General features: G+C 60.2%; 1 protein-coding gene. It reads left to right on the top strand.

Going from position 1 to position 249, the window contains the following annotated elements:
• Positions 1-249, top strand: a 249-nt coding sequence (locus ACLJNW_RS27245; RefSeq protein ID WP_410961675.1) for a DUF748 domain-containing protein, incomplete at both ends; no start/stop codon positions are given.

The raw sequence follows: 249 nt of genomic DNA, 5'->3' as shown, positions 1-249 counted from the left end.
ACCTGGACCTGCACTACCAGATCGAACGTAGCCAACTGAAGGCGGAAAACAAGGTCCTGCTGGAAGGCCTGCAAATCGGCGAGAAGGTCGACAGCCCGGATGCTGTGGACCTGCCGGTGAAGCTGGCGGTAGCCCTGCTCAAGGACACCAAGGGCAACATCGATATCCAGTTGCCGGTGGCCGGTGATCTGAACAACCCGGAGTTCAGCGTCATGCCGATCGTCTGGCAGACCCTGCGCAACCTGGTCC

The organism is Salmonella sp. SAL4457 (genome assembly GCF_046548235.1).
Lineage (GTDB): Bacteria > Pseudomonadota > Gammaproteobacteria > Enterobacterales > Enterobacteriaceae > Salmonella > Salmonella enterica.
The sequence above is the reverse complement of the archived record's forward strand: the minus strand, read 5'-3'. Positions and strand labels throughout refer to the sequence as shown.